The sequence below is a fragment of the Stenotrophomonas sp. PS02301 genome (assembly GCF_029959485.1).
GTDB lineage: Bacteria > Pseudomonadota > Gammaproteobacteria > Xanthomonadales > Xanthomonadaceae > Stenotrophomonas > Stenotrophomonas maltophilia_Z.
In genome coordinates this window covers 1-23,199 of sequence record NZ_JASCOO010000065.1, presented here as the reverse complement: position 1 = coordinate 23,199, position 23,199 = coordinate 1, and the positions used below count along the sequence as shown (strand labels likewise).

Genomic DNA, 23,199 nt, shown 5'->3' with positions numbered 1-23,199 from the left:
GGGGGGGGGGGTGTGGTGGGGGGGGGTGTGGGGGGGGGGGGCGGCCCCGGGGCGGCCACCTACCGGGCTACCCCGTGCGTCGCCCGGCCGATCACGACCGTTGGTCGTGATCCGCCGTTTACCAGTTCCCCGCCAACAACGCCTGCGCCAACACCTGCAGCTTCGGGGAAGCCTGCCGCGAGGGCGGGTATACCAGCGACAGCACCCGGCTGCGCCCCTCGAAGGGCTGCAGCACCCGCTGCAGCCGCCCGTCAGCCAGCGCATCGGCGACCGCGAAATCCATCACCTGCACGATGCCGATCCCGGCCAGCGCCCCTTCCACCAGCGGGTCGCCGCTGTCGAACACCGTCCGCGCCGGCGGGGTGAACTCGCGCAGCTGGCCCTCGGCCTCGCGGAACTGCCAATCCACCAGCCGCCCGCTGCGCAGATTGCGCACCGCCAGGCAGGCGTGATCGTGCAGCGCATCCACCGTGGCCGGTTCCCCGTGCTGCGCGATGTAAGCCGGGGAGGCGACCGTGACCCAGTTCAACGGCCGCAGGGGGCGGGCCACCATCCGCACGTCGCTGATCGGCCCGGTGCGCAGTGCGGCATCGAAGCCTTCTTCGACCAGATCCACCAGCCGGTCGTTGAGCACCAGCTCGAACTGCAGCTGCGGGTGCGCCGCCATCAACTGCCCGGCCAGCGGCACCAGCACTTTGCGCCCGAACATCGAGGGCGCCGTCAGCTTCAACACGCCTGAGGGTGTGGAGGGGCGATCACCCAGCCGGCGCTCGGCATCCTCCAGCCCACTCAGCAGCGGCGCGCAGTGCTCGACGAACTGGCGGCCATCCGGGGTCAGGCTGACGTTGCGGGTATTGCGGTGAAGCAGCCGCACACCCAGGGCACTCTCCAGCCGGCTGATCGCCCGTGACAGCCCGGATTGGCTGATCCCCAGCTGCCCGGCGGCGACGGTGAAGCTGCGCGCGTCGGCCACCTGCACCAGCATGCGCACGGCATTGAGGTCCATGGATGTCTCCGATTCATGCGGATATGCATGACAGATATCGAAGTATCCGGGTTTATTTCTGCAGCGTCATCAATGAGACTGCCCACCTTCTTACGCAGTACCGAGTCGGCATGACCTCCCCTCTGTCTCCCGCTGGCGCGCCGGCGCCCGCATTTCCTCGCCTGGCCCTGGCGTTGCTGGCCACCGCCCAGCTGATCATCGCGCTGGATTCCACGATCATCTTCGTCGCCCTGCACGAGATGGGTGCGCAGCTGCGCATCAATGCCCAGCAGCTGCAGTGGATCGTCAGCGGCTACACGGTGGCCTTCGGCGGGTGCCTGCTGCTTGGCGGCCGGGCGGCTGATCTGCTCGGTCGCCGCCGGGTCTATCGGCTGGGCATGGCGCTGTTCGCGCTGGCCTCGCTGGTCGGTGGTTTCAGCAACAGTGCGTGGCTGCTGATCGCGGCCCGCGCGGTGCAGGGCATCGGCGCGGCGTTGCTGTTCCCGGCCACGCTGGCGCTGATCAACACGATCTACGCCGAAGGCGCGCCGCGCAATCGCGCGCTGGCGATCTGGTCGATGGCCAGCGCCGGCGGCCTGGCCTTGGGCACGCTGCTCGGCGGCGTGCTGACCCAGAGCTTCGGGTGGGCCTCGGTACTGCTGGTGATCGTGCCGTTCGCCGGTGGCTGCGCGCTGCTGGGCGGCTGGTGGCTGCCGCGCGATCCTGCGCCGCTGGCGGGCCGCTCGTTCGATCTGGCTGGCTGCGTCACCGTGACCCTCGGCGGCAGCCTGCTGGTGACCACCCTGGTGCAGGGCCCGGAATGGGGCTGGTCGGCGCCGCTCACGCTGATCTGCCTGCTCGTGTCGGCAGTGATGCTGGCCGCCTTCGTGCAGATCGAACGCCGCAGCCGCGACCCGCTGATGCAGTTCTCGCTGCTGCGCCTGCGCAGCCTGCGTGCGGCGATGCTGCTGACGATGCTGTTCATGAGCAGCTACGGCGTGCAGTACTACTTCCTGGCGCTGTACTACCAGGATGGCTACGGCTGGAGCGCGCTGCAGGCGGGCCTGGCGTTCCTGCCGCCGACCCTGGTGTGCACCTTCGGCATCCGCATCGCCGAGCGCATGCTCGCGCAGCGTTCGCCGCGCCAGGTGCTGACGGTGGGCATGCTGGCCGGCGCGATCGGCATCGCCGCGGTCGCCGTCGCGCTGCCGTACGGCGCGACCTACTGGGCGCTGCTGCCGGGCATCGTGGTGCTCAGCCTTGGCCAGGGCATCACCTGGACGGCGATGTGGATCGTGGCCGGGCAGGGCGTGCCCGCCGCGCAGCAGGGCGTGGCTTCGGGCATGGCTGCCACGGCGCAGCAGATTGGCGGCGCGCTGGGCCTGGCGCTGCTGGTGATGGTGGCCAATGCCGGTCGTGGCAGTGCCGGCGCCAGCAGTGAGGCGGCGCTGCAGGGCATGATCCATGCGCAGTACGGTGCAGCGTTGTTCGCGCTGCTGGGTGTGGCCGTGGCGCTGTGGCTGCGGCCGCAGCCGGAGGCCGTGCCTGTCAGGCCGTGCCTCGAATGAACCCGCGCGGGTGGGCGCGTTCGTGCGGCCCACCCGTAGATCCACGCCATGCGTGGATACGCCTTGGCTCGCCTCGATGCGCCGCCGGCTGACGGCCGGCATCACCCAGGCGGCAAGGCGACCAGCTGCGGCTGCAGGGCGGTGAAGATGCGGGCCAAGCGCTGCACCCAGGCCAACTGGCCGGCGGCATCGGCAATCAGGTCCTGGCGGATCTCCAGCTCCACGTGCACCAGCCCGCGGCCTTCGCCATGCACCGGCACGGCATAGTCGCTGGTGCTGCTGACCGCGTAGGGCTGGTTGTCGCCCACCACGAGGTCGCCTTCTTCGCGCAGCGCCTGCAGCAGCGCAAGCGCAAAGCGCGTGTCCCGGTGGTACAGCACGCCGGCATGCCAGGGCCGCGCGGCATCATTCATCGCCGGGGTGAAGCTGTGCATCATCACCAGCAGCGTTGGCCGGGCCTGCGCCTGGCGGGTGTCCAGCTCGGCATCGATGCGTGCATGGTAGGGCGCATGGATCGCCTCGATGCGCTGCTGGCGCTGCAGCGCTGACAGGCGCTGGTTGCCGGGTACGACGGTGAGGTCACTGACCGCCGGCATCAGCGTGGGCGACGCCAACGGCCGGTTGCAATCGATCACCAGCCGCGAGTAGGTCTGCGTGATCGCCCACGCATCGAGCAGGCGCGCCAGTTCAACCGTGACCCCGGCGATGCCGATGTCCCAGCCGATGTGGCGGTCCAGCTCGTGCTGCGGCAGGCCGAGGCCGGCCAGTGACGCCGGCACCTGCTGGCCGGCATGGTCGGCGATCAGCAGATAGGGCGAGCGGCCCTGCGCCTGATGCACGGTGAACGGCGCCGGGTCGGCCGGCCCCAGCAGTGATGCCCCGGTGTGCGGAGGGGTGAACGCATCAGCCACGCGGGGTGCCGTCCAGGTGATGTTCGATCATCCACAGGCCGGCCCACAGCTTGGCGTCCAGCTCATAGCCCTGGCCCATCTTCTCGACCAGCCAGGCGGCGGCGCGGGTGCGCGGAATCGCGTGCACGGTGATGTCTTCGCTGGCATCGCCACCGCCCTCGCCGACCTTGCGCAGGCCGGTGGCACGCACGAAGGCGATCTTTTCGCTGCTGGCACCGGAGGAGGTCGGGCCGATCATCAGCACCTCGGCGTGATCGGCGGTCCAGCCGGTTTCTTCCTCCAGCTCGCGCACGGCCGAGACCTCGATCGACTCGCCGGCATCGATGTCGCCGACCAGGCCGGCCGGCATTTCGATGGTCCTGGCCTGCAGCGGCACGCGGAACTGTTCGACGAACAGCACCGTGTCGTCCGGGGTGACTGCGATGATGATCGCGGCCAGGCCGCCGGCGTGGGTGCGCTCGCTGTACTCCCACGTGCCGCGCACCACCATGCGCTGGTACTTGCCTTCAAAAACGACCTTCGGGGCTTGCGTATTGGGGCTCATGCGAACTCGCTGGCAACGGAAGAGGAATCGGACAGGCCGGCGGCGGTGAACAGGCGGCGCCGGGTCAACGGCCCGAACCGCAGTGCATCGCACAGGCCCTGCAGCATCTGTGCATCGGCCACGCCCCGGCTGAAATCGACGGCGGCACCGTCCAGCGGCGCATCCAGCGCGATGGTGGTCAGCTGGCGCCACAGCAGCGCATGCTCGCGCTGTTCGCGCAGCCGCACTGCCATCTGCGCCGCGCCGCGCAGGCGCAGGAAGGGCACTTCATCCAGGCGCTCGTACAGCACGTCCAGGCTGCCGAAATGGGCCAGCAGCACCGCAGCGGATTTAGCCCCCACCCCGGTCACGCCCGGGATGTTGTCGACCGCATCACCGCACAGGGCCAGGTAATCGGCGATCTGGTGCGCATGCACGCCGTGGCGGGCTTTGACACCGGCCATGCCCCAGCGCTGGTTGCGCGCGTAATCCCACTGTTCGTCATGCTCGAACAGCAACTGCGACAGATCCTTGTCGGCGGAGATGATCACCCCGCGCATGCCGGCATCGCGGCGTGCATGCAGGGCGCTGCCGATCAGGTCATCAGCCTCGTACTCGTGGTGGGCCAGCACCGCCAGGCCGAGCGCGGTGCACAACGCCTTGCAGTGGGCGAACTGGCGGCGCAGCGCGTCGGGCGCGGGATCGCGGTTGGCCTTGTAGGCCGCGTAGATCCGGTGCCGGAAGCAGCTGTCCAGGGCTTCATCGAAGGCGATGGCGATGTTGGCCGGGCGTTCGCGCTCGAGCAGGTCGAGCAGGAAGCGCGCGAAGCCGTGCACGGCATTGGTCGGCCAGCCCTGCTGATCCTGGAACTCATCGGGCATCGAATGCCACGCGCGGAACACGTACAGACTGGCATCGACCAGGTACAGCGGCGCACGCAGCGGCGGCGGCGCCATGCCGGGGCCGGCGGGAAGGGCGGACATCTCAGCCCTCCCAGTCCTGCAGCAGCGCGGCCGGGTCGGGGCGCTCGCGTTCGGGGACCGCGGTCTTCGGCGTGCCGATATGGATGAAGCCGGCGATCTGCTCACCCTCGGCCAGGCCCAGGTGGGCGTGCACCGCCGGGTCGAAGGCCATCCAGGCGGTCAGCCACTGCGCGCCGAAGCCAAACGCCTGCGCGGCCTGCAGCAGGGCGAAGCAGACGCAGCCGGCGGTCATCAGCTGCTCGGCCTCCGGCACCTTGGGGTTCGGGCGCGGGCTGGCGATGACGGTGATGATCAGCGGGGCGTGGGAGAAGCGTTGGCGGTCTTTGTCCAACTGGGCCGGTGAGACCTGGGGGTCGCGCTGGACGGCGCGCTGGGCCAGGAAGGCGCCCAGACTGTGACGTGCATCGCCGGCAATCCGCAGGAAGCGGTACGGCACCAGCTTGCCGTGGTCCGGCACGCGTACGGCCGAGCTCAGCATCCGCATCAGGGTCACCGGGTCGGGCCCGGGTTCACCCAGTTGCTTGGCGGGGACCGAACGGCGGGCGTCCAGGGCGTGCAGAGCGGGGGGGACGGACATGGGCTCTCAATTTGGCTTCACGGTGCCCCGATTATAGTCGCGCCCGTTTGTGACACGGCCTTGGGCGATCTCGGTGCAATTTGCGACAAAACGTGATGAACATCACCTAATCAGCGGACTTCCTTCACGTGGCTGTACTCGCTTCCACGGCCTGCTCCGCTTACGATACAAAGCCTGCCGGGCCACCGGTAACGAGGTTTAAAGTGTCGACTGTTTCACTGTCTCTGACCGGTCGGCCGGCCTACCATCCGAACGTGGGCGCATGGGGTGCGCCGGCGTTCGTTATATCCATGCTGTACTCAGTGCCTGCGAGGGTGGGGAGCCTTTTCGCATGATTGCCACGCCCAATGTAGGGGGGCACCCGGGCCGTGACCCGGCGTTGTTGACGATGGCCCGTGAGGCCGTGCTGCCGGGGCTGGTCGAGTCGTTCTCGACGGTGCTGGCGCGCTTCGATGACGTGCTGTTTGACCGTGCCGGTACCGCCGGCGCGTCGCAGTTGCTGTTCCTGGATGGCATGCGCGAGCTGCGCCGCCGCCGGGACGACATCGTGGCTGGCTTCCGCGCCCACCTGGCCCAGGCCTGGGAGGCGCTGGAGCGGGGCGAGCCGCTGTCTGCCGAGGCCACCCTGGCCGGCCAGATCGAGGATGGCCTGAGCCTGGTGCCCGAACACGTGCTGGAGTCCCGGCTGGCGGTGCGCAATTTCGCCACCGTGCTGCTGCGTGACTTCAAGCCGGTACTGTCGCGTCTGGACCGCCGCCTGGGCATGATCGCCGGGGGGCTGGAACTGCAGGCCGATACCAATCCGATCAGCCCCGAGCACCTCGGTGTGGCGATCCACGAGGCTTTCGCCGATTGTGAATTGGCCCCGGAAGTGCGGCTGGTGCTCATCAAGTTGTGCGAGCGCGATCTGCAGCAGCCGATCGGCAAGCGTTACGAGTACCTGGATGAACAACTGGCCGCAGCGGGCGTGATGCCGCAGATGGCCGCGCGCCGGCCTGCCGCGCGCGCGCCATCGCCGCCGCGCGAGGACCGCGATGCCTTCGAGGGTTTTGAGCCCGAGAGCAGCATGGGATCGGCGGGCGAAGAGGGCCAGGCACCGGCCTGGGCCCGTCGCTTCGCCGACCGCTGGGCCGAGAGCCGTGGCCGCCTCCAGGGCGGACCGCATGCAGCACATGAAGGCCAGGGCGAGGGCGGTGACAGCCTCGGCGGCAACCAGGGCATGCTGCTTGATGCCCTGCACGAACTGCTGCAGCAGACCCGTCATGTACGCGAGGACGCCACCTCGGCGGCCAGCGTCGCGGTCGGCCAGCAACGCCCGCTGAGCCAGCGCGAAATGATGTCGGTGCTGTCGCTGCTGCAGGCCACGCCCAGTGCGACCCTGCGCGCGGCGATCGGTGAAGACGGTGAGTCGCTGGCACAGCGGTTGAAGAGTGAAGTGCTGTCCGGCGCGACCCGGCTCGGGGTCGATCCCGCGCAGGCGCGGCTGGACCCGCAGGATGAAGACGCGATCGATCTGGTTGGCATGCTGTTCGACGTGATGCTCGATGAGCGCGACCTGGAGGGCCGCTCGCGCGAGCTGATCGGCCGGCTGGTGGTGCCCTTCGTCAAGGTGGCCATGCTCGACCGCCGCATGTTCGTGCAGAAGACCCACCCGGCGCGCAAGCTGCTCAACTCGCTGGCCGAGGCCTGCGAAGGCAACACCGGCGAAAGCCAGGCCGAGCGCGTGCTGATGGGCAAGGTCGAGGAGATCATCGAGCGCCTGGTGGCCGAGTTCAACGAGAACCTGGCGATCTTCCTGACCCTGGAAGAAGAATTCCGCGAGTTCCTGACCCAGCACCGGCGCCGGATCGAGATCGCCGAGCGCCGTGCCGCCGAGACCCAGCGCGGCCAGGAAAAGCTCGAAATGGCGCGCCAGCGGGCCAGCACCGAGCTGGACCGGCGGATTGGCGACACAACCTTGCCGCAGGCGATCGGTGAATTCCTGCGCCAGCCCTGGCAGCACCACCTGACCCTGACCGTGCTGCGCGAAGGCGAAGACGGCGCCTCGGTCGGTGAGGCACTGGGCCTGGCCGATGGGATGCTGGATGAGGTGGCCGAGGCGCGTCGGCATATCGTCGGCAAGCCGTGGCTGCAGGCCTGGCACCCCGCGCTGCGCAAGGTCTTCGCCAGTGTCGGTGTGCATGCCGACGCGGCCACCAGTGCCATCGACGCGCTGCACGACACCCTGCAGGGCATCGCCGAATCGCGCCCCGAACTGGAACGCGCGCTGCCCGAGCTGCCGCAGGTGGCGTTGCCTTCGCCGCCGGCGCAGGAATCGGCGGCGGTGCAGCTGGGCAGCAAGGTGGATGTCAGCGATTTCGACAATGCCGATGCCGACCGCTTCCGCGGCCTGGAGATCGGCAGCTGGCTGGATTTCGTCGACAAGGACGGCAAGGTCCAGGCCGGCAAGCTGTCCTGGGTGAGCCCGATTTCGCAGCGTCTGCTGTTCGTCAACCGGCGCGGGGTGCGGTTCTGCGTCGCCTCGCCGGAAGAACTGGCCGTGATGGTGCGCCTGGGCCGCCTGCGCGCGCATATCGACGATGGCGCCTTCGACAGTGCCATGCAGGGTGTGATCGATCGCCTGGATACCAAGAACGCCACCGTGCATTGACCCCGGGGGCCACTCTGGCCGGACGATCAGGTTACGATCAGCCCACATTCCGCTGATCGTCGGGGACAGGCATGGCTGTCGAGGTGTTGGTGGTAAAAGAACATGCGCCGGGGGAACGGCGCGTGGCGATGACGCCGGAAACGGCGCGCAAGTTGATCGCGCTGGGGGCGAGCGTCGCATTCGAACCCGGTGCCGGGCTGGCGGCGGGCTTCCCTGATGCGGTCTATCAGGACGTGGGGGCCCAGCCGGCCGATGACACCCGCCTGGCCCAGGCCGACATCGTGCTGTGCGTGCAGCCACCGTCCAATGACCGCCTTGCCCGGCTGAAATCCGGTGCCAGCCTGATCGGCATGCTGCACCCGCAGGCCGATGCCGAACGTGCCGGCCTGATCCAGTCACGTGGCCTGCAGGCGTTCCCGCTGGAGCGTCTGCCGCGCACCACGCGCGCCCAATCGATGGATGTCCTCAGTTCGCAGGCCGGCATGGCCGGTTACAAGGCCACCCTGATCGCGGCCCAGCGCGCGCCGCGCTTCTTCCCGATGCTCACCACCGCCGCCGGCACGATCCGTCCTTCCAAGGTGCTGGTGGTCGGTGCGGGTGTGGCCGGCCTGCAGGCGATTGCTACCGCCCGTCGTCTTGGTGCGCAGGTGGAAGGCTTCGATGTGCGCCCGGAAACCCGCGAGCAGATCGAATCGCTGGGCGGCAAATTTCTGGATCTGGGCGTGAGCGCGGTCGGCGAAGGTGGCTACGCGCGGCCGTTGACCGATGAAGAGCGTGCCGAGCAGCAGCGTCGCCTTGGCGAGCACCTGCGCACCGTGGACGTGGTGATCTGCACCGCCGCGGTGCCTGGGCGGCCAGCGCCGAAAATCGTCAGTACCGCGATGGCGCGGGGGATGAAGCCGGGCAGCGTGATCGTCGATCTCGCCGCCGAAACCGGCGGCAACTGCGAAGCCACCCAGCCGGGCGAGGTAGTGGATCTGGACGGCGTGCTCATCGATGGCCCGCTCAACCTGGCCAGCCAGGGCGCAGTGCATGCCAGCGAGATGTACGCCCGCAACCTTTACAACTTCGTTGCGCTGTTCCTGAAAGACGGCGCGGTCACTTTCGACTGGGACGACGAACTGCTCGCCAAAACCCGCTGGGTCGCCGCCTGAATTAACAGGGACGGAGGTAGTTAATAATCCCCTCCGTCCCCGTTAACGGTCCCCGTTAACGCTCAGCGCTTCGGCGGCGGCGGTGCAGGGTTGGCCTTGAGCCAGGCCTTGCGTTCGTCCGGGGTCATCCGCGCCCAGCGGTCGCGCAGCGCCTGCCGCTGCTCCGGCGTCATGCTGCGCATCTGGCCGAACAGTGCGCGCGCCTGCTCGCGCTGCTCCGGCGTCATGTTCTCGAAGCGATGGCGGCCCCGGTGCGCCTGCGCGCGCTGCTCCGGGGTCATGGTCAGCCAGCGCTGGCCGTGCTGCAGCATGCGCTCGCGTTGCGGCCCCGGCGCGTCGTTCCAGCGGTCACGCACGGGCGCGATCAACGCTTCGCGCTGCTGCGGGCTGAGTGTGTCCCAGTCCGGCAGCGGGGCGGTCTGCGCCCAGCCGGCCGCACTCAGCGTCAGCAACATCAGCCCCAGGGACAGTCGCAGTTTCATCATCACTCCATTGCCAGGTCGGTACTGCCCAGCCACACATACAGATCGGGATTTTCGTCGAGAACGTCGCTGCCGTCATCGGCCGCGCTCGCCACCACCGGTGCCGGCGGGGCGGTCGCTTCGCCGAGGAGGAAACTGTAGCCCAACGCGAGCGCGACCACCGCCGAACAGGCGGTGGCCATCCACCAGGACGGCGCATGCCGCTTGGCGGGCGAGGCGCCCTGACGCGCGCTGCGCAACCGCGCCAGCGTGGCCGGCGAGAGCGTATCCAGCGCCTGCGCATGCAGCTGCCGCAGGGCGGCATCGTCATGCATCGAAGGGGGCAGTGGGCGGTTCACAGGGCGATCTCCAAAGACTGCTGCAGCGCCTGGCGGGCGCGCGAAAGATGGGTTTTGACCGCGCCTTCGCTGCAGCCCATGGCCTTGGCCGTGGTGGCGCCGTCCAGGTCCTGCAGCACGCGCAGGGTGAAGGCCTCGCGCTGGCGCGCGGGCAGCTCCCGCAGCGCCTGCACCAGTTGTGCGTACTGATCGCGCTGCTCATGGGCCTGGGCCGGGCCGGGCGCGTGGTCGGCCCAGTCGATGTCATGCTCGGCGCCGGCCTCGTCGCTGCTGCGCCAGAACTTGAGGCGGAAGCCACGGCGGCGCTGCAGATCCACGACGCGGCGGCGCAGGATGCTCCAGAACAGCGGTGCCCACTCGGCGGCGGGTTTGTCGCGGTAGCCGAGCATCTTCAGCATGCTGTCCTGCACCGCATCCAGCGCGTCCTCGCGCTGGCGCAGGCCGGCCTCGGCGAAGCGGAACGCGCGCGGGCCGATGCCGGCCAGGAAGGCATCCAGCGACACCGGCAGCGCCACCTCGGCAGTGGCGGGCAGGTCGGCATCCGTCGACGGTAGGGGAGAGCTCACCAGCACAGGGTAGCGGTCCGGCAGGGGGATACCGTGAGAACGCCCCAGGGCGGTCGCGGTTGACCGGCCCGCCCGATTGGTTCAGCGCATGGTTATGATGCAGGGGACGGGATGACCGCCTGGGAGAGTGACTGCAATGAGCGACGGGTTCGTGGCGTTGTATATCTTCATGCTGGCCGCCATTGCCGGCCACGTGATCATTTCGCGGGTGCCGGTGATCCTGCATACCCCGTTGATGTCCGGCTCCAACTTCATCCACGGCATCGTGCTGATCGGGGCGATGGTGGTGCTGGGGCACGCGCAGACCCCGCTGGAGAAGATCATCGGCTTCATCGCGGTGGTGCTCGGCGCGGGCAATGCGGCCGGCGGCTACGTGGTGACCGAACGCATGCTCGACATGTTCAAGCCCAGCGCCAAGCGCGACGCCGGGGAGAAGACGCCTTGAACGTGACCACCGCGCAACTGCTGCAGTGGCTGGTCCAGGTGAGCTATCTGGTGGCCGCCACCCTGTTCCTGCTGGGCCTGCAGCGCATGGCCTCGCCGATGACCGCGCGCAGCGGCATCCGCTGGGCCGGGCTGGGCATGCTGATCGCCACGGTGGCGACGTTCTTCTTGCCCGAGCTGCACAACATCCCGCTGATCCTGGCGGCGGTGGCGATCGGCACCGGTGTGGCGTGGTGGTCGGCCAAGCGCGTGGCGATCACCGACATGCCGCAGATGGTGGCGCTCTACAACGGCATGGGCGGCGGTTCGGCGGCGGCGATCGGTGCGGTGGAACTGCTGCGCTTCTCGTTCCTGACCAACCGCGATACCACGCACTGGAGCGAGCAGGCGCTGGCCGACCTCGCCGCGCGCCAGCCGTCGGCGACGGTGCTGGCGCTGGCCGTGATCGGTTCGGCGATCGGCGCGGTGTCGCTGTCCGGCTCGATCATCGCCTGGGCCAAACTCGATGGCCGGCTCGACCGCCGCGTCACCTTCCCGGGGCAGCAGGTGTTCAACCTGCTGGTCGCGCTGGCGATGGTGGTGCTGGGGATCTGGGCTGCGGTCACCCTGAGCCCGGTGGCGATCATCAGCTTCTTCGTGGTCGCGCTCGCGCTGGGCGTACTGATGACGCTGCCGATCGGTGGCGCCGACATGCCGGTGGTGATCTCGCTGTACAACGCGTTCACCGGCCTGGCCGTGGCCTTCGAAGGCTATGTGCTCGGCAACGAGGCGCTGATCATCGCCGGCATGATGGTCGGCGCGGCGGGCATCCTGCTGACCCGCCTGATGGCCAAGGCGATGAACCGCCCGATCAGCGGCGTGTTGTTCTCCAACTTCGGCGGCGGCGGTGTCGCGCAGGAAATCAGCGGCGCGCAGAAGCCCATCGAGGCCAGCGATGTGGCGGCGATGCTGGCCTTCGCCGAGCGTGTGGTGATCGTGCCCGGTTACGGCATGGCCGTGGCCCAGGCCCAGCACAAAGTGTGGGAGCTGGCGCAGCGCCTGATCGATCGCGGCATCAAGGTGAAGTTCGCGATCCACCCGGTGGCCGGGCGCATGCCGGGGCACATGAACGTGCTGCTGGCCGAAGCGGGCGTGCCCTACGACCTGATCGCCGACATGGACGACATCAACCCGGAATTCCCGAACACCGACGTGGTGCTGGTGATCGGCGCCAACGACGTGGTCAATCCGGTCGCGCGCACCGACCCGGCCAGCCCGATCTACGGCATGCCGATCCTGGACGTGGTCAACGCCCGCAACGTGGTGGTGATCAAGCGCGGCAAGGGCACCGGGTTTGCCGGCATCGAGAATGCGCTGTTCTATGCCGACAACGCCCGCATGCTGTACGGCGATGGTGCGGGTGCGGCGAGCGCGCTGGTCAGTGAGCTCAAGGCGCTCGACGGCGGGCACTGAGGCGGGAGGCAGCGGTCACGACCAACGGTCGTGACCTACAGCAGCACCGGACCTGCGGCGAAACCGGATTTACGGCGAAACCGGATCTGCGGTAGTGCCGGCCGCTGGCCGGCTCAATGCGATACGTGAATGCCAGCGCGTGGCCGTACCGACGTCATGAGGAGCCGGCCAGCGGGCCGCCACTACCGATCGCATTCGGCGGCAGCGTGCAGGGGGCGATTACCTCGCCACCCACCAACCCACGACCAGCGCCACGCCCAGCCACAGCCATTCGACCGCGCCGTTGGCCAGGCCGCTGAGGGTCCAGGCCAGATAGGGCCCCATGCGCAACGCTGATTCCCACGGGGTAAGCCCCATCGCGCCGCCGAGGTAGGCCGAAGCGATCCCCCAGTTGGCTGCCAGCGCCACCAGCACGGTGGCCAGCAGGGTCAGCACCACCCGGGCGGTACCGGCGCGCAGGGTGCCCAGACGCAGCATGAAGGCGATCTCCAACGCCGCCAGAACCGCCATCCAGCCGGCCTGGCGGCCGGTGAGCAGGGCGATGAACAACCAGGCCAGCACGGCCGTGACGACACCAAGCAGAAACAGCGGGGGCCAGAGCCAGTGGCGGCTCCGGACAGGCACGGACGTGGGCGACATGCAATCTTCCTGTAAGTCCCCACAGGATACCGGCTTGCGCGGTGACCGGCGCGTGGGCGGCCACTGGGCTAAAATGGTCGCCTTGCGGGAATTGGCCGCGACCCCCATATCGATCCACATGTATTCCCGTAGCAGTGAACCTGTCCACTTCGAACGCGACTGCGAGGCCGTCATGGTCCCGCAGGGCGAAACGGTCACGCTGCCCGCTGGCAGCTATGGCTATATCACCCAGGCCCTGGGTGGCAGCTATACCGTCTTTGTCGAAGGCAATCTGTTCCGCATCGCCGGCAAGGATGGCGATGCCATCGGCAAGGAGGCGCCCCCGGCGCTGGAGCTGCCCGCCGATGCCTCCGACGAGGAGGTCGAAAAACTGGTGTGGCAGCAGCTGCGCACCTGTTTCGATCCGGAAATCCCGTTCAACATCGTCGATCTGGGGCTGGTCTATGAAGTGGACCTCAAGCACCTGGACGATGGCCAGCGCGAGGTCGACATCAAGATGACCCTGACCGCGCCCGGCTGCGGCATGGGCGAGATCCTCGTCGATGACGTGCGCAGCAAGCTGGAAATGATCCCGACGGTGGCCGAGGCCGACGTCGAGCTGGTGTTCGACCCGCCGTGGGGCCGTCACATGATGTCCGAGGCCGCCCGGCTCGAAACCGGCATGCTGTAACCGCCCATCGCCAGCCGGCGTCACGGCGTTCCCCGTAACCAGAACAGGAAATATCCGGTGTCCCAGTCTTCCGTGAGCTTCAACACCACCCGTTCCGCCCAGCCGCGCAGCAGCGAGGAGCGTGAACGCATCCTGGCCGCCCCCGGTTTTGGTCTGCACTTCACCGATCACATGGTGGAAGTGCGTTGGGACAAGGACACCGGCTGGCACGATGCCGTGGTGCGCCCGTATGGCCCGCTGCAGCTGGATCCGGCCGCCGCGGTGCTGCATTACGGCCAGGAAATCTTCGAAGGCATCAAGGCCTACCGCCACGCCGACGGCTCGATCTGGACCTTCCGCCCGGAGGCCAACGGCCGCCGCCTGCAGCGTTCGGCCCAGCGCCTGGCGCTGCCGGAACTGCCGGTGGATATCTTCGTCGAATCGCTCAAGCAGATGATTGCCGTGGACGCCAGCTGGGTGCCGTCGGCCGACGAATCCAGCCTGTATTTCCGTCCCTTCATGATCGGCGATGAAGCCTTCCTCGGCGTGCGTGGCGCGCACAAGGCCGGCTACTACGTGATCGCCAGCCCGGCCGGCCCGTACTTCGCCAAGGGCGTGGCCCCGGTGGCGATCTGGTTGTCCACCGACTACGCCCGCGCAGGCAAGGGCGGCACCGGCGCGGCCAAGTGCGGTGGCAACTACGCCGCCTCGCTGCTGCCACAGCAGAAGGCGCAGGCGCAGGGCTGCTCGCAGGTGCTGTTCCTGGATCCGGTCGAGGGCAAGTACCTGGAAGAACTGGGTGGCATGAACGTGTTCCTGGTCTACAAGGACGGCACCCTGGTGACCCCGTCGCTGTCGGGCAGCATCCTGGAAGGCATCACCCGCGAAAGCATCCTGCAGCTGGCGCGCGACCGCGGCATGAAGGTCGAAGAGCGCAAGGTCACCCTGGAGGAGTGGAAGGACGGCGTGACCTCCGGCGAGATCGTGGAAGCGTTCGCCTGCGGCACCGCGGCAGTGGTCACCCCGATCGGCCAGCTCAAGGGCGAGGGCTTCTCGGTGGGCGACATCAACGCCCCGGCCGGCGAAGTGACGATGTCCCTGCGCAAGGAGCTGACCGACATCCAGTACGGCCGCCTGCCGGACCGCCACGGCTGGCTGGTCCGCCTGGACGCCTGATCCCTGCCGATCCGAGCGCAGCAAAGAAACCCGCCTGGCGACAGGCGGGTTTTTTATTGCCTGTCCTGCGGTGGCAACGTCGCAAGCCATTGATGCGCAAGCGTTGTCCGGGTGTCGGGGGCAGTGACAGCCATTTCGGACATTCGTTGACGTAACTCGACCGTTCAAAATGGCCGGCGCGCCTTCACTTTCACAAACCCTCGACCCGGAAAGTCACAGATCCGACATTTCATGTCATGGAAGCACGGCTGAAACATTGTTCATCCGCCAGCAAGCTATTAGCGTCGACTCACTCACCGGGCCGATCCGCGCCATCGCTTCAGCAGCCCCCGGACCGGACCTGGATTCTCAGCCGCGACGACGGCATTTACTGTCTGAAAGGAAATCCGATGTCTCATGTCTCGCAACACCGTTTGCGTCAGCGTGCATTGGTTGTACTGGGCGCCTCTGTTCTGTCGACCCTGCTGCTGGCCACGCCGGCGTTCGCCGGCGATGTGCAGTTGAGCGGCCTGTCCTCGGCGCCGACCCACCAGCGCTTCATCGTGAAATACAAGGATGGCAGCAGCGAGGTCGCCACCCCGACCGCACTGGCCAGTTCGCTGAAGGCCGCCGCCGCCGCCGTGCCGGCGGCCCAGGGCCGCGCGCTGGGCCTGCAGAAGCTGCGCCAGCTGGCGATCGGCCCGACCGTGGTCAAGGCCGACCGGCCACTGGACCGTGCTGAAGCCGAGCTGCTGATGCGTCGCCTGGCCGCCGACCCGGGCGTGGAATACGTCGAAGTCGATCAGCTGATGCAGGCCACCCTGGTGCCCAACGACACCCGCTTCTCCGAGCAGTGGGGCTTCGGCACCAGTAACGCCTCGATCAACGTGCGCCCTGCCTGGGACAAGGCCACCGGCACCGGCGTGGTGGTCGCGGTGATCGACACCGGCATCACCAACCACCCCGACCTCAACGCCAACATCCTGCCCGGCTATGACTTCATCAGCGATGCGGCGATGGCGCGCGACGGCGGTGGCCGCGACAACAACCCCAACGACGAGGGCGACTGGTACGCCGCCAACGAGTGTGGCGCGGGCATTCCGGCCTCCAATTCCAGCTGGCACGGCACGCATGTGGCCGGTACCGTTGCGGCGGTGACCAACAACAGCACCGGCGTGGCCGGCACCGCGTTCAACGCCAAGGTGGTTCCGGTGCGCGTGCTCGGCAAGTGCGGCGGCTACACCTCCGACATCGCCGATGCGATCGTCTGGGCTTCCGGCGGGACCGTCAGTGGCGTCCCGGCCAACGCGAACCCGGCCGAAGTGATCAACATGTCGCTCGGCGGCGGTGGCAGCTGCTCCACCACCTACCAGACCGCGATCAACGGCGCCGTCTCGCGCGGCACTACCGTGGTCGTCGCGGCCGGCAACAGCAATTCCAACGTGTCCTCTTCGGTGCCGGCCAACTGCGCCAACGTCATCGCGGTCGCCGCGACGACCTCGGCCGGCGCCCGCGCCAGCTTCTCCAACTACGGCACCGGCATCGACATCTCGGCCCCGGGGCAGGGCATCCTCTCCACCCTCAACAGCGGCACCACGGTGCCGGGCAGCGCAGCGTATGCCTCCTACAACGGCACTTCGATGGCGGCCCCGCACGTGGCCGGCGTGGTCGCGCTGATCCAGTCCGTTGCTCCCACCGCGCTGAGCCCGGCGGCCATCGAAAGCCTGCTCAAGAGCACCGCACGGCCGTTGCCGGGCGCCTGCTCCGGCGGCTGCGGCGCGGGTATTGTCGATGCCGACGCGGCGGTGACGGCCGCCCTGGGCGGGACCAATCCGAACCCGGGCACCGGTAACGTGCTGCAGAACAACGTCCCGGTCACCGGCCTCGGCGCCGCCAGCGGTGCGTCGCTGGCCTATACCGTGACCGTGCCGTCCGGCCGCAGCCAGCTGAAGGTCACCCTCGCCGGCGGCAGTGGCGATGCCGATCTCTACGTCCGTTCCGGCAGCGCCCCGACCGACACCGTCTACACCTGCCGCCCCTACCTCAGCGGCAACAACGAGACCTGCACGATCACCTCACCGGCGGCCGGCACCTGGCACGTGCGGGTGAAGGCCTACTCGACCTTCTCCGGGGTCACCCTCACCGCGCAGTACTGATCGCTTTTTGTCGCACCAACGCAGAACGCCCCGGCATGCCGGGGCGTTCGTTCAATCAACAGTGATTACGCCGCTTCGAACCGGTTGGCCGCCACGTTCTTGCGCACCTGTTCCGGATTCCAGATCCGGCCGTTCATCGCGATGTACACACCGCTCGGCAACGATTGCACCGCACCGATCGCACACCCGATGTTGAACTCCGCATCCGAGCCGCGGAAGCGCGCCGGGCTCAATGCACCGGTCATCACGATCGTCTTGTCGGTGATCGACTTCAACACCTGGCCCGTCTGCACCATCGAATCGGTGCCGTGCGTGACCAGCACATGGCGCGTCGGCTGCGCGGCGATCGTCGCCCGGATCAACTCACGGTCATCGTCGGTGATGTGCAGCGAATCCTTGCGCAGGATCGGGATCACATTGAAACGGAAGGTCACGCCCAGTTCGCGCAGGATCATCCCGATCTGCGGATCACCGATCTGATAGTCCGACTTGTCGTCGAAGTAGATCTTGTCGATCGTGCCACCGGTGGTGATGATCAGTAGTTCTTCCATTGCAAGCATCCTGGGTACCAGACAGAAGGGCACGGAACCGCCGCGCCGACCGGTAGATGATACGGCCGCCGACGGCCCGATGCAGGCGCGCGCCGCAGCGGCCTCAGCCGGCCGGCGTCCTGCGCCCGAAGCGGCGCCGCAGCCCTGGCGTGCTGGCCACCCCGATCACCGCCAGCGCCAGCCCCAGCTCGAGCCAGGCCCACAGCGCCACCTCCGGATGGCTCCAGGCGCTCATCACCCCGTGGCTGAACCAGAACAGCGCCAGCACGCCGGCCCAGAACATCGCCTTGCCACGCCGCACCAGCACGCCCAGCGCCAGCAGCAGCGGCGGCAGGGTGAACACCAGCTGGGTGGCCAGCCAATGCTTGTCCTGCGCGAACCAGACCGCGAACAGCACCGCCAGCGCCACCAGCAGCAGGGCCAGCACGATCTCCTGGGCGCGCGTACTCACGCCAGCCGCCGTGCGATATCGGCCACCCGCCGCCCCAGCGCCCGCGCCAGGATGCTCTCATCCTTGCTCGGCACCGGGTTGTCGTCCGCCCCGGCCACATGGCTGGCGCCATACGGCGTGCCGCCGGTGGTGGTATGGCTCAGCGCCGGCTCGGTGAATGGGATACCCACGATCAGGCAGCCGTGGTGCAGCAGCGGCACCTGCATCGACAGCAGCGTCGACTCCTGCCCACCGTGCAGTGAGGCCGTCGAGGTGAACACGCCCGCCGGCTTGCCGGCCAATGTCCCGTTGACCCATTCCGCGCCCAGGCCGTCCAGGAAGTGCTTCACCGGCGCGGCCATGTTGCCGAAGCGGGTCGGGCTGCCCAGCAGCAGCCCGGTGCATTCGGCCAGGTCGGCCACGCTGACATACGGTGCGCCGTCCTCGGGCACCGGGGGCAGCGCGGTCTGCGTCACCGCCGCCACCGGGGGCACGGTGCGCAGCCGCGCGCTCATGCCCGGCACCTCGCCGATGCCGCGCGCAATCTGGCGGGCAAGCCGTGCCACTGAACCGCCACGGCTGTAGTACAGCACCAGGATCTCCGCCATTTCGCTTTCATCTCATTGCGTCCGATGCGGGCAGTATGGCAACGCAGCCCGCTCAGGGCGAGGTCCGTGCATGCCCCACACCCGTCATCGGGTACCCTTGCGCCGATGGAACCTCTCGATACGATCAACCTGTGGATCGAACGCGTCCGGGACCGCGCGCGCACGATCAGCTTCGGCCGCTTCCTGTGGCGCCGCTTCCTGGATGACCGCCTGTTCCAGGCGGCCGCCTCGCTGGCCTACACCACCGTGTTCGCGCTGGTGCCGCTGGCCATCGTGGTGTTCGGGGTGCTCTCGGCGTTCCCGGTGTTCGACCGCTGGAGCGACACCCTCAGCGACTACGTGTTCTCCAACTTCGTGCCCAACGCCGCGCGCGCCGCCGAAGGCTACCTGCGACAGTTCTCGGCCAGTGCCGGGCAATTGACCGCCGCTGGCTTCATCGCCCTGGTGGTCTCGCTGCTGATCACGCTCAACAGCGTGGAAGAAACCTTCAACCAGATCTGGCGGGTGAGTTCGACCCGGCCGAAGCTGACCCGCTTCCTCGTGTACTGGACCGTGCTCACCCTCGGCGCGATGCTCGCTGCGGCCTCGCTGGCGGTCTCGGCGCGGGTGTTCGCGCTGCCGCTGTTCGGCACCAGCGAAGGCCGCTGGCTGGCCAACGTCTCACTGACGGTCGCGCCGATCCTGATCGAGTTCGTCTGCATCATGCTGGTCTACCGCGTAGTGCCGCACCACACGGTCAAATGGCGCCATGCCGTCCCCGGCGCGATCCTGGCTGCGATCATGCTGGAGCTGGTGAAGTGGGGCATGGGCGCTTACCTGGGGAGCTTCCAGTCCTACCAGAAGCTCTACGGCACCGTCGCCTTCGTGCCGATCCTGCTGCTGTGGATCTACCTGTGCTGGGTCTCGGTGCTGCTCGGTGCATCGCTCGCCTCCTCGATCGCCGCGTTCCGCTACCAGCCAGCCGACCTGCGCCTGCCGGTGGGCTATGAGATCTATGGCCTGCTGCGCCTTATCGGCCGCTTCCACCAGGCGCGTGCCGAAGGGCGCAGCCTGGATGACGACGAGATCCTGCGGCTGGAGCCGATGCTGACCGATTCGCTGCTGCAGACGCTGCTCTGCGATCTGGAAGCGATCCGCGTGGTGCGCCGCGACGAGCAGGGCGAATGGCTGCTCGCGCGCGACCTGGACAAACTCACCCTGGCCGACCTGTACGAGACCACGCAGATGCGGATCCCGATCAAGGAGGCCTACCTGCCGTATCGCGACGACAGCCTGGGCACGGCCTCGGTGGCCGCGCTGGACACCTTGCGCCTGCCGCTGCGCGAACTGCTCAAACGCCGCGTCAGCGACATCTACTCGACCCCCGGAGACAAACCATGACCGCCAAGCCCCTGCTGCTGGCCCTGGGCCTGCTGACGCTGGCCGCCTGCAACAAGCCCGTCGCACAGAGCGAGGCCACCGCGCCTGCCGCCCCGGCCCCGATCAACGAACCCGCCGCGCCGCCGACCGACGCCGTGCCGGCCACCGAGCGCAAGACCGTCGAACAGCCGACGCTGAAAGCCAAGGCGCTGGACGGCACCGACTACGATCTGGCGGCGCACCGCGGCAAGTGGGTGGTGGTGAACTTCTGGGCGACCTGGTGCGCCCCGTGCCGCAAGGAAATGCCCGAGCTCTCCGCGCTGCACGCGATGCGCAATGAAATCGAGGTGGTCGGGCTGGCTTTCGAGGACATCGAACCGGCCGAGATGAAGGCCTTCCTGGAGAAGCGTCCGGTCACCTATCCGATCGTGATCGTGGATACGTACAACCCGCCGGAAGACTTCGCCGTCCCGCGCGGCCTGCCGATGACCTACCTGATCGCGCCGGACGGCAAGGTCGCCAAGGAATTCCTCGGCCCGGTCACCGCGCATGACATCGAAGCGCGGATCAAGGAAGGCTGAGCCTCACGGCAGTGCCGGCTGATACCCGGCATGCCTGTGCCTCGCTGTGCCCGGTAAATCCACGCCATGCGTGGATCTACCCGACGACGAAGGGTTCGATCGGCTTCAAGACCCCGAAGTGCTCTTTGTGCAGCTTGCCCTTCAACGGCGGCAGCGCCAGTACCGGTTCGTCCACGCGGGTATCGGGCAGACGATCGAGCAGGTTGCGGATCAGGCCCAGCCGCCCGCGCTTCTGGTCGTTGAAGTCCACCAGCGTCCACGGGGCATCATCGTTATGCGTGGCGCGCAGCATCGCTTCGCGGCTCTCGGTATAGGCGCTGTACTTGCTGCGTGATTTCAGGTCCACCGGCGACAGCTTCCAGCCCTTGAGCGGATCGAGGTGGCGCTCGGCAAAGCGCTTTTCCTGCTGTGCCTGGTCCACGCTGAGCCAGTACTTGAACAGCACGATGCCATCGTCGATCAGCAGCTTCTCGAACACCGGCGTCTGCGCCAGGAAGCTGCGGTACTGCGCTTCGGTGCAATAGCCCATGACATGCTCGACGCCCGCGCGGTTGTACCAGCTGCGGTCCATCAGCACGATCTCGCCGGCCGCAGGCAGGTGGGAGACATAGCGCTGGAAATACCACTGCGTGCTTTCGCGGTCGGTCGGCTTGGGCAGCGCGACCACCTTGCACTGGCGCGGATTGAGATGCTCGGCGATCGCCTGGATCGCACCGCCCTTGCCCGCGGTGTCGCGGCCTTCGAACAGCACCAGCACGCGCTGCCCGGTGTGCTGCACCCAGCGCGCCATCGCCGCCAGTTCCAGTTGCATCGGTTCCAGCAGGGCCTGGTAGTCCTTGCGCTTGAGCTTGCCCATCGGCGTGCCTCGGTGATTCACAGGGAAGCCCGAGCCTAGCGCAGCCGATGCTCAGGCGATGTGTGGGCCCTGCCAGCCGCGTTCGCGCGCAAGCGTTTGGATCACCTCGGCGATGTCGCGCGCGAAACCGGCCATGTCGAACAGGCCGCTGTCCTCGCGCCGTTGCGCCAGCGTGGCGCGCGCGGCCTGCAGCGCGGCCGGGTCGTTGCCGAGCCGGATGGCGGCGGCCACGAACGCCGCGTCATCGGCCACGTTGAACGCGTGCATGCCCAGGTGATGATTGAGGCTGCCGGCCACGCGCGAGGCGAACGTCGCGCCCGGGCAGGTGAGCACCGGGCAGCCGGCCCACAGCGCATCGGAGGCGGTGGTGTGGGCGTTGTACGGATGCGTGTCCAGAAACAGGTCGGCGTGCTGGTAACGCGCCAGGTACTGCGGGTGCGGCAGGCGTGGCATGAACACCAGTCGCGCCGGATCCAGCTGCGCCTGGCGTGCCGCGCTGCGCAGGCGCGCGTCGGCGTTGCCCGGGCCGGAGAGCAGCCACAGCACGCTGCCGGGCACGCCGTGCAGCACTGCGAACAGCCGCTGCATGCTGCGCGGATTGAGCTTGTAGCTGTTGTTGAAGCAGCACAGCACCACGCCCTGCGCAGGCAGGCCGCAGTCCCCGCGCGAGGGCACCGGCTCCAGCACGCGGGTGTTGTCCGAGGGCTGGAACGCGCGCGGCAGGCGCCGCACGTTCTCGCTGAAGGCCGGTGCCAGCGCGTCGGGCAGCACGAAGGCATCGGCCAGCACATGATCGATCCACGGCGCGCCGGAGGTACCCGGGTAGGCCAGCCAGTTGATCTGCACCGGGGCCGGGCGCATCGCCAGTACCTGCGGGGTGCCACCGCCGCCCCAGCCGCGCAGATCGAACAGCACATCGATGCCAGCCTCGCGGATGCGCCGGGCGATCACCTGATGCGGCTGCGCGCTGACATCGTGCAACGTGTGGGCGGCCTGCTGCAGACGCTGGCGGATGCTGCTGCCGTCGTCCGCGCTGAGCGCGAACAGATGCGGTTCCAGCGTGCCCAGCGCGCGCAGCTGTTCGAACAGGGCGACGGTCAGCAGCCCGGTGGGATGCGCGCCGAAACCGTTGGAGAGGAAGCCGACCCGCAGCGTGCCGTGCGGGCGCACGGTGGCCGGCGGCAACCGCAGGATGCCCTCGGCCAGCGCCGCCGCGCGCTGGCGGGCGCAGGCCAGCTGCTCGGCGGCGCTGCTGTCTTCGCTGAGGAAGGCGAACGGCTCGACCACCGCCTGGCCCTGCGCGACGGCCTGGCGCACCAGCACCGACAATCGCTCCAGATCCCGCCAATCGCACAGCCGGCGCTGCCAGTTGAGCAGCTGCGCAGTGATGTAGGGCTCGCCCGGCAGCAGACGGTGCGCATGGCGATACGCATCGGCGGCCGCCTCAGGCTGCCCCGCGTCTTCCAGTGCGTGGCCCAGCCACAGGGTGATGCCGGGGTGCTGGGGCGCGCGGTCCGCCGCCTGGCGCAGCAGTGTCGCGGCCTCGCCATGGCGGCCCTGCATCCAGCGCGCGCGCCCCAGC

General features: G+C 68.4%; 24 protein-coding genes. 10 read left to right on the top strand and 14 right to left on the bottom strand.

Annotation, left to right across the window (positions count from 1 at the left end; translation table 11 throughout):
• Positions 1–118: 118 nt before the first annotated feature.
• Positions 119–1,006, bottom strand: coding sequence for a LysR family transcriptional regulator (locus tag QMX81_RS14955; protein ID WP_282262602.1), 888 nt, complete (start codon positions 1,004–1,006; stop codon positions 119–121).
• A gap of 110 nt (positions 1,007–1,116) precedes the next feature.
• Between QMX81_RS14955 and QMX81_RS14950 the strand changes: the two genes are divergently transcribed.
• Positions 1,117–2,553: an MFS transporter gene (locus QMX81_RS14950; protein WP_121044623.1), complete on the top strand. Its 1,437-nt coding sequence runs from the start codon at positions 1,117–1,119 to the stop codon at positions 2,551–2,553.
• A gap of 101 nt (positions 2,554–2,654) precedes the next feature.
• Here the strand turns inward: QMX81_RS14950 and QMX81_RS14945 are convergent, their stop codons facing one another.
• The 4 genes from QMX81_RS14945 to QMX81_RS14930 are packed head-to-tail and all read right to left on the bottom strand — an operon-like array spanning position 2,655 to position 5,547.
• Positions 2,655–3,464, bottom strand: a complete 810-nt coding sequence (locus QMX81_RS14945; protein ID WP_282262596.1) for an N-formylglutamate amidohydrolase — start codon at positions 3,462–3,464, stop codon at positions 2,655–2,657.
• On the bottom strand, positions 3,457–4,008 hold the full coding sequence (locus QMX81_RS14940) for an NUDIX hydrolase (protein ID WP_121044619.1): 552 nt from the start codon (positions 4,006–4,008) through the stop codon (positions 3,457–3,459). The genes QMX81_RS14945 and QMX81_RS14940 overlap by 8 nt, the downstream gene beginning before the upstream one ends.
• Positions 4,005–4,970, bottom strand: a complete 966-nt coding sequence (locus tag QMX81_RS14935) for a 5'-3' exonuclease H3TH domain-containing protein (RefSeq protein ID WP_226956695.1) — start codon at positions 4,968–4,970, stop codon at positions 4,005–4,007. The genes QMX81_RS14940 and QMX81_RS14935 overlap by 4 nt, the downstream gene beginning before the upstream one ends.
• 1 nt (position 4,971) lies before the next feature.
• The gene (locus QMX81_RS14930) at positions 4,972–5,547 is read right to left on the bottom strand and encodes a nitroreductase (protein WP_282262592.1); all 576 of its coding nucleotides are present in this window, start codon (positions 5,545–5,547) and stop codon (positions 4,972–4,974) included.
• A 331-nt stretch (positions 5,548–5,878) separates the two neighbouring features.
• Here QMX81_RS14930 and QMX81_RS14925 point away from each other — a divergent pair, with 331 nt between their 5' ends.
• Both QMX81_RS14925 and QMX81_RS14920 read left to right on the top strand, forming a co-directional pair.
• Positions 5,879–8,197: a DUF1631 domain-containing protein gene (locus QMX81_RS14925; RefSeq protein WP_282262590.1), complete on the top strand. Its 2,319-nt coding sequence runs from the start codon at positions 5,879–5,881 to the stop codon at positions 8,195–8,197.
• Between the two features lie 71 nt (positions 8,198–8,268).
• A complete protein-coding gene (locus QMX81_RS14920; RefSeq protein ID WP_282262588.1) occupies positions 8,269–9,351 on the top strand; it encodes an NAD(P) transhydrogenase subunit alpha in 1,083 nt (360 codons plus the stop codon).
• 62 nt (positions 9,352–9,413) lie between these two features.
• Here the strand turns inward: QMX81_RS14920 and QMX81_RS14915 are convergent, their stop codons facing one another.
• The 3 genes from QMX81_RS14915 to QMX81_RS14905 are packed head-to-tail and all read right to left on the bottom strand — an operon-like array spanning position 9,414 to position 10,743.
• The gene (locus tag QMX81_RS14915) at positions 9,414–9,836 is read right to left on the bottom strand and encodes a DUF3106 domain-containing protein (RefSeq protein WP_282262587.1); all 423 of its coding nucleotides are present in this window, start codon (positions 9,834–9,836) and stop codon (positions 9,414–9,416) included.
• Complete coding sequence (locus QMX81_RS14910; protein WP_282262604.1) at positions 9,836–10,147, bottom strand: hypothetical protein; 312 nt, start codon at positions 10,145–10,147, stop codon at positions 9,836–9,838. Before QMX81_RS14910 ends, QMX81_RS14915 begins: the two co-directional genes overlap by 1 nt.
• A 20-nt stretch (positions 10,148–10,167) precedes the next feature.
• Entirely contained in the window at positions 10,168–10,743 is a 576-nt protein-coding gene (locus tag QMX81_RS14905) for an RNA polymerase sigma factor (RefSeq protein WP_282262585.1), read from the bottom strand.
• Between the two features lie 130 nt (positions 10,744–10,873).
• Here QMX81_RS14905 and QMX81_RS14900 point away from each other — a divergent pair, with 130 nt between their 5' ends.
• Both QMX81_RS14900 and QMX81_RS14895 read left to right on the top strand, forming a co-directional pair.
• Positions 10,874–11,182, top strand: coding sequence for an NAD(P) transhydrogenase subunit alpha (locus QMX81_RS14900; RefSeq protein WP_121044596.1), 309 nt, complete (start codon positions 10,874–10,876; stop codon positions 11,180–11,182).
• Positions 11,179–12,633 carry an NAD(P)(+) transhydrogenase (Re/Si-specific) subunit beta gene (locus QMX81_RS14895; protein WP_282262583.1) on the top strand — a complete coding sequence of 485 codons (1,455 nt, stop codon included), beginning with the start codon at positions 11,179–11,181 and terminating at the stop codon, positions 12,631–12,633. The genes QMX81_RS14900 and QMX81_RS14895 overlap by 4 nt, the downstream gene beginning before the upstream one ends.
• Before the next feature lie 219 nt (positions 12,634–12,852).
• Here QMX81_RS14895 and QMX81_RS14890 read toward each other — a convergent pair whose 3' ends face one another.
• Positions 12,853–13,272 (bottom strand): hypothetical protein, encoded by a 420-nt coding sequence (locus QMX81_RS14890; protein ID WP_121044590.1) that lies wholly within the window; start codon positions 13,270–13,272, stop codon positions 12,853–12,855.
• 118 nt (positions 13,273–13,390) lie between these two features.
• On the opposite strand from QMX81_RS14890, the gene sufT reads away from it, so the two are divergent.
• From sufT to QMX81_RS14875, 3 genes are all read left to right on the top strand, one after another.
• Positions 13,391–13,942 (top strand): putative Fe-S cluster assembly protein SufT, encoded by a 552-nt coding sequence (sufT, locus tag QMX81_RS14885; protein ID WP_019182393.1) that lies wholly within the window; start codon positions 13,391–13,393, stop codon positions 13,940–13,942.
• A 57-nt stretch (positions 13,943–13,999) separates the two neighbouring features.
• The gene (locus tag QMX81_RS14880) at positions 14,000–15,097 is read left to right on the top strand and encodes a branched-chain amino acid aminotransferase (RefSeq protein ID WP_121044587.1); all 1,098 of its coding nucleotides are present in this window, start codon (positions 14,000–14,002) and stop codon (positions 15,095–15,097) included.
• A gap of 389 nt (positions 15,098–15,486) precedes the next feature.
• Positions 15,487–17,232 carry a S8 family peptidase gene (locus QMX81_RS14875; RefSeq protein WP_282262578.1) on the top strand — a complete coding sequence of 582 codons (1,746 nt, stop codon included), beginning with the start codon at positions 15,487–15,489 and terminating at the stop codon, positions 17,230–17,232.
• A gap of 65 nt (positions 17,233–17,297) precedes the next feature.
• On the opposite strand, the gene QMX81_RS14870 is transcribed toward QMX81_RS14875, so the two are convergent.
• The 3 genes from QMX81_RS14870 to wrbA form a co-directional block, all read right to left on the bottom strand.
• Positions 17,298–17,783, bottom strand: a complete 486-nt coding sequence (locus QMX81_RS14870) for an asparaginase domain-containing protein (protein WP_121044584.1) — start codon at positions 17,781–17,783, stop codon at positions 17,298–17,300.
• A 103-nt stretch (positions 17,784–17,886) separates the two neighbouring features.
• Entirely contained in the window at positions 17,887–18,234 is a 348-nt protein-coding gene (locus QMX81_RS14865) for a DUF2069 domain-containing protein (RefSeq protein ID WP_121044581.1), read from the bottom strand.
• Positions 18,231–18,821, bottom strand: a complete 591-nt coding sequence (wrbA, locus tag QMX81_RS14860) for an NAD(P)H:quinone oxidoreductase (RefSeq protein WP_282262572.1) — start codon at positions 18,819–18,821, stop codon at positions 18,231–18,233. The genes QMX81_RS14865 and wrbA overlap by 4 nt, the downstream gene beginning before the upstream one ends.
• A 105-nt stretch (positions 18,822–18,926) precedes the next feature.
• Here wrbA and QMX81_RS14855 point away from each other — a divergent pair, with 105 nt between their 5' ends.
• Both QMX81_RS14855 and QMX81_RS14850 read left to right on the top strand, forming a co-directional pair.
• Entirely contained in the window at positions 18,927–20,201 is a 1,275-nt protein-coding gene (locus QMX81_RS14855; protein ID WP_121044578.1) for a YihY family inner membrane protein, read from the top strand.
• Positions 20,198–20,761, top strand: coding sequence for a TlpA disulfide reductase family protein (locus QMX81_RS14850; protein WP_282262571.1), 564 nt, complete (start codon positions 20,198–20,200; stop codon positions 20,759–20,761). Before QMX81_RS14855 ends, QMX81_RS14850 begins: the two co-directional genes overlap by 4 nt.
• A 76-nt stretch (positions 20,762–20,837) precedes the next feature.
• On the opposite strand, the gene ppk2 is transcribed toward QMX81_RS14850, so the two are convergent.
• Positions 20,838–21,617 (bottom strand): polyphosphate kinase 2, encoded by a 780-nt coding sequence (gene ppk2, locus QMX81_RS14845; protein WP_121044572.1) that lies wholly within the window; start codon positions 21,615–21,617, stop codon positions 20,838–20,840.
• Positions 21,618–21,668: 51 nt separating this feature from the next.
• Positions 21,669–23,199: tetratricopeptide repeat protein (locus QMX81_RS14840; protein WP_282262568.1), on the bottom strand; the 1,531-nt coding region annotated here is incomplete at its 5' end.